This window comes from Streptomyces sp. NPDC002130 (assembly GCF_040296465.1).
Classification (GTDB): domain Bacteria; phylum Actinomycetota; class Actinomycetes; order Streptomycetales; family Streptomycetaceae; genus Streptomyces.
This window is the reverse complement of the sequence record NZ_JBEOXI010000393.1, coordinates 1-5,178: the sequence shown is the minus strand read 5'-3', so window position 1 is coordinate 5,178 and position 5,178 is coordinate 1. Positions and strand designations below refer to the sequence as shown.

General features: G+C 61.0%; 4 protein-coding genes and 1 pseudogene. 1 reads left to right on the top strand and 4 read right to left on the bottom strand.

Annotated features, from left to right (window positions below; all coding sequences use genetic code 11):
• Positions 1-562: 562 nt before the first annotated feature.
• From ABT116_RS39340 to ABT116_RS39325, 4 genes are all read right to left on the bottom strand, one after another.
• The gene (locus ABT116_RS39340) at positions 563-1,294 is read right to left on the bottom strand and encodes an IS6 family transposase (RefSeq protein WP_155289649.1); all 732 of its coding nucleotides are present in this window, start codon (positions 1,292-1,294) and stop codon (positions 563-565) included.
• Positions 1,291-1,728, bottom strand: a complete 438-nt coding sequence (locus tag ABT116_RS39335) for a hypothetical protein (RefSeq protein ID WP_298783250.1) — start codon at positions 1,726-1,728, stop codon at positions 1,291-1,293. The genes ABT116_RS39340 and ABT116_RS39335 overlap by 4 nt, the downstream gene beginning before the upstream one ends.
• A 90-nt stretch (positions 1,729-1,818) precedes the next feature.
• Positions 1,819-2,616 (bottom strand): IS5 family transposase, encoded by a 798-nt coding sequence (locus ABT116_RS39330; RefSeq protein WP_350834984.1) that lies wholly within the window; start codon positions 2,614-2,616, stop codon positions 1,819-1,821.
• A 173-nt stretch (positions 2,617-2,789) separates the two neighbouring features.
• Positions 2,790-4,001, bottom strand: coding sequence for a DUF1254 domain-containing protein (locus ABT116_RS39325; protein WP_298783266.1), 1,212 nt, complete (start codon positions 3,999-4,001; stop codon positions 2,790-2,792).
• 347 nt (positions 4,002-4,348) lie between these two features.
• Between ABT116_RS39325 and ABT116_RS39320 the strand changes: the two are divergent.
• A pseudogene (locus ABT116_RS39320) lies at positions 4,349-4,562 on the top strand (IS6 family transposase); the annotation flags it as partial.
• Positions 4,563-5,178: the final 616 nt, after the last annotated feature.

Sequence of the window (5,178 nt, the reverse complement as noted above, 5' to 3'; positions counted from 1 at the left end):
GCTGCCGTCGATCGACTCGCTTCGCTCCTCTAAATTCCTGAATTGTCTTTGTCACCAAAGGATTTGATCGTAACTGAAAAGTCGGTACCCAAGCACCAAACGGGGCCGGGGAGGAGTGGGGGTCGCTCGACGCTACCCCGTCTCGCGTCTGCCAGCTCATCGTCATCATGCTTCCCATCCTACAGGACCCCACCCCAAATCGCAAGACAATACAGAACCACAAAACCTCGAAATTGTAACTACAACAACACAATTCGAACTTCTCAAAAATAACTCCATGCGTAACTACCGAAACTGATTATGCACCAACCGATCACCCAAAGTTACTGAAACACAACAACATTCAAAAACACCCGAAAATCGACCTTCCCGAGCCCGTCGCACGCCCGAATCGACGAGCAACAGCAGCTCCCCACCCACCGCCGCCGGCACCGCCGAGCGATCGGCCCGAGCCCAGCCGACACCCCACCGCCGGCAGGGCTTTGTCAACTTAACTGAACATGACTGGGAATCAACAATATTCGATCATACTGGGGCGGATTCTGTTGGTGAGAAACCAGGTTCAGGCGGCGAGTACGCCGGTGGCGTCGTTCCAGGTGGCGAATCGGTTGGTCATTTCGGAGCGGTAATCGCTCGCGGTGAGCTTGTGTCGCCCGGGCCGGAAGTGCGGCGAGATCGCACTGAACACCGCCAGGAACCGTTGCGCTGCGCCCGGTGAACGGAAGAACTTCATGGCGCGTTCTCGTTGCCTGGTGGGTTGGTGCGAGTTTTCGGCCCGGTTGTTGAGGTACTTCGAGCGCCGGTGTTCGACCGATGGCATCAACTCCCGATGCGCCACAACGTAACTGGCAAGCTTGTCGGTCACCAGCACCCTCGGTACCCGGCCCTGCTTGCGCATCAGCCTACCGAAGAAACGTTTCGCAGCCTTCGCGTTGCGTCGTGACTGGACCAAGACGTCGAGGACGTTTCCTTCCTGATCGACCGCCCGCCACAGGTACTTCCGGATGCCGCCGATCTTGACGAACACCTCGTCCAGAAACCATGTATCGCCAGGTTCGGGAGCGCGTCGGCGCAGGCCACGCGCGTATTCGGGCCCGAACTTCGCGCACCATGCACGGATCGTCTCGTACGAGACGACGATGCCACGGGCGAGCATCAACTCCTCGACGTCGCGCAAGCTCAAGGCGAACCTGTAGTACAACCACACGCAGTGCGCGATGATCTCCGCAGGATAGCGGTGCCGTTTGTAGAGTGACCGCGTCGAATCCACCTTTGTCTCGTCTCCCCGACTCATCCGTTGATCATCCCTGACGGAGGCCCAGTTAAGTTGACGATGCCCTCCTCACCCTCCGGCCAAGCCACGAGAACCGGGGAAACACCGGCCAGAGCATCCACCGTGGCAAGGTAAGCAAGACGCGCCTCGAGGTTGTTGACCAGCTCGACGGTTGTTCGTGCCTGTGCCAACAACGCCTCCGGGACGAGGTCGCGGACATCTGCACGCTCACATACCATTCCGATCGTCGTCGGATGCAACTGAGAACGTGCTGCTCTCTCGGTTGCGACGGCGGCTGCAGAGGTCAACGCGCGCGCCGTCGACGCTGCAGACCGGACGTCCGCGGTCCACGGATGACGGAAATCGTCGATCGCCCCGAGCACTGGAGTGTCCGCGTCCACGAGCGCCGTGGAAATGGAATGATCATCGATGGCAATGCCCAGACTTTCACGCACGGAATCCTCCGAAAACCTCACCAAAGTCACGAACCGGGAAAAAGCGTTCCTCGTGCGTCTGGACTCTCAGAGAGCATTCGGAAACTGGGTTCATGCCCTTGCAAGGCGCCGGGTCATGAGGCCGATCATGGCGACGTGAATGACGGCCTCGTGGTGGTCGGGTCGGGTCTCGTAAGCGCGCACGCAACGGCGGTACTTGTTGATCCACGCAAACGTGCGCTCGACTACCCAAACCCGGGGCCGCACGTGAAATCCGCTCGCACCGGGGATCCGTTTGATGATCTCAACCTGCAGGGCGAGCACGCTTTTCGCCCAACCGAGCAGTCGACCGGGGTAGCCGCCGTCGCCCCAGATAAGCCGGATAGTGGAGAAGCCGCCCCGCAGACCGGCCAGTAACCGGTGCGCGGCGTCTCGATCCTGGATCGAGGCGGCGGTCACCACGACCATGAGCAGTAGCCCGTTCACATCCACCGCAATGTGCCGCTTGACCCCATTCGTTCGCTTCCCGCCGTCCCATCCGCGACGAGATCCGGGCACCGTGTCGGCTGCGGGCACGGTCTGCGAGTCGACGATCGCCGCGGTCGGGCACCGGTCTCGTCCGGCCCGCACACGGAGCCGGTCGCGCAGCGCGTCGTGGATGCCCTGCCATACCCCGCCGCGGACCCAACGGACGAAGATCCCGTACACCGTCGACGCCGGCGGGAACTCCACCGGCAACTGCCGCCACGCGATCCCACCCCGAACCACGTAGAGAATCGCATCCAACACCAAACGACGGCAGTACTTTTCGGGCCTGCCGCCCCATCCGGTGGAGTTGCCCGGCCGAGGTAGCAATGGTTGCAGTACCGTCCACTGTGCGTCGGTCAGTGACGAGGACGGATACACCACGTTCCGATGCCCAGGCGCCCCCGACGGGCATGCCGGGCACGACGCGACAAGTGATGATGACATGGCGGGCTCCTGGGTGCGGTCAGCGACTGTTCATCCCTGACCCAACCAGGAGCCCGCCTCTACCCCACAAGCGCGCTGAGCGAGCACCGCCGCGAGTTTCCGAATGCTCTCTAAGTGCCGTCGACGATGTCGGCTTCACCGCCATAGGCGCGGACGACGACGGTGAAGGGCCCTTCGGGAGCGGGGAGCCAATTCGCTCTCGCTGCGGGTTCGCGAGGTTCGTCGTGGGAGATGTGCAGGGTCAGAGAGCCGTCATCGTTGTACACGATGTCCGGTGTGCGGTCGCCAATCGAGTATCGGTCGATGGGGTTCGCGACGAGTAGCCGCTCCGGGAGTCGGTACATAGTTGCCGACCAGAAGAACTTGACCTTCGGTAGAGCATCGGCAGCGAAAGTGACAGTGAATGACTTGGTCCCGACAGGAACGTCGCCGTCTGTGTCATTCAGCCAGCCCGCGTACCACGCTTCGCTCGGAGGGAGCCCGTAAATCCCTTTAGCTGCACCAATGTTGCGGTGCGAGTACTTGCCTGCCATCTGTTCGTGGGTTCCGAAGATGCCGATCGATGACGATGTATGGCCTTCTTGTACTTCGATTTCGGCTCTGCCGTCTGCGAGGCCGTTCTCGAATTGTGCCCGTTCAGTGGCGTCGAGGTCCTCGGTGCGGAACTTCCCCTGTCCACGCAGTCCGATCGTAGATATCCGCGCGCGGATATCTACGTCTTCCTCGAGCGGTGGCGCGTATTGAAGGAGGAAGTCGATCAACTCGTAGAAGGCGACTGTGGTGGTGAACTTCTGCTCATCCCAGACCGGCCATTGTGGGGCAGGGGGCTGTTGCGGCTTCTCGGTCGCGGCGAATGCACTCAGTGGGCGCACGTCGTAGGCGGCCTGTATCTTCTCCATCGCTTCGATACCGTCGGGCATCAGCGCTGTGCGGGTGAGGCTTCCGACGAAATCAGTGGCAGAACGAATGACCCCGTCGATGCCGGCGGGCACGTCGCCGTTCCAGGTAGGCCCGGCAAGGAGGTAGGACCCTGCACCGGTTCCGGTGGTCACAGCGCCGACGAATCCCGCGTAGATGGTGTAGAGATCGTGAAACGGAAGGATGTAGTAGCGGTCGATCGCCGGGACACCCACGACGTACGGTTCGGCTCGCAAGTCCAGCCACAGCCATGAATACGGCGTGTCGTTGTTGGGGGTCACGATGTCTGTATTCTCAGGCCTGGCGGGCTCGGGGTAGTGCCGGTAGATGCCGAATCCGCCGATGTAGCGGGGGTCGCTTGCGTCGATGGCCTGGGCGTACATCGTGCGATAGTTTTCCACCATCGCGTATCCGAAATGTGTACGTGTCCTTCGCGATTGCCCGAATTTCCACATCATTGTCCATGCAGCGGACGATATCCGGGGTCGAGCACTCTCCGCGTCATCCGCCGAGGGTGATCTGGGCGGGTCGTTACAGTGGATCCCCGGTTCGAGTGTTGCGACGATCGACGGAATCCGCCCACGGTGAGAGGCCATTCCGAGTATCCAACGAAGGGGACCGGCCCGGTAGCTTCGGGCCGGTCCCCTTCCGACTACCGATCCACGCTCACGCGAACCGCAACAACGCGGTACGCGTCCGCTCCTCCAGACGCGGAGCAATCGAATCAGGGTTGTCGGCGTTCCACTCCCCCGAGAATTCCCATCAGCCGACCCGGCAACGCGAGCGGGCGATGAAAAGGCTTCCGTTCCGTCGGTGCAGCGCAACGATTCCTCGCCGCTTTCAGTCGTATCTCCCCGCACTTCCGCCCGCCCCGCCACCGTATGAACGCCACCGACCGCCGCACCGAAATCCGCGCTCGATTCCAGGTTTGGAATCAGGTCACTGAACTACGCATCACTGCCTGACCGACTGCTCTGTGGAATGGCCTGCTGCGCCCGAAAACTGCTGTATCCCAGACAACTTGACAACATCCTGTGACCTCCTGTGGATCACTCTGCCTCATCTCTCATATAGATGGTTCACTTTGAGGGGCACGGATCAGCCAGTCCAACTTCCGGGTACCAGTTCATACAAGGGTGTTCCAAGATTCTAGGAACCCGCGCGGTTCCGATTGCTGAGCGCGTAAAGGCGGCACGACGAGTTGACGAAGATCTTGCATATCGTTTTGCGGGCTTCGCCTTGGACCGTGAGGAAGAGCCGTGAGCGCAATGTAATCCACATGTTTCCGTCGTTCATGCAATCGAAACACAGCGTCCCTAAAGTTCGATCTACGCACTTGGATCCAAGCTTGTATGCAAGCGGGGTCGCATCCGATCAAGGGAGAACGAATGATCTCGCCTACCGCGCCGGGGATCCACATCGGCGGTCTCACAAAACAATTCAAGGTTGGACGCTCCACTGTCACCGCACTGGACGGCGTCGACATTCAGTCCGAGCAAGGCGCTGCGGCAGATCCTGTGTCTGCTCCCGCTCCTGCTCGTCAGCGTGGTCGCGGTGCAGCACCGGTCGGTACTGGCCGCC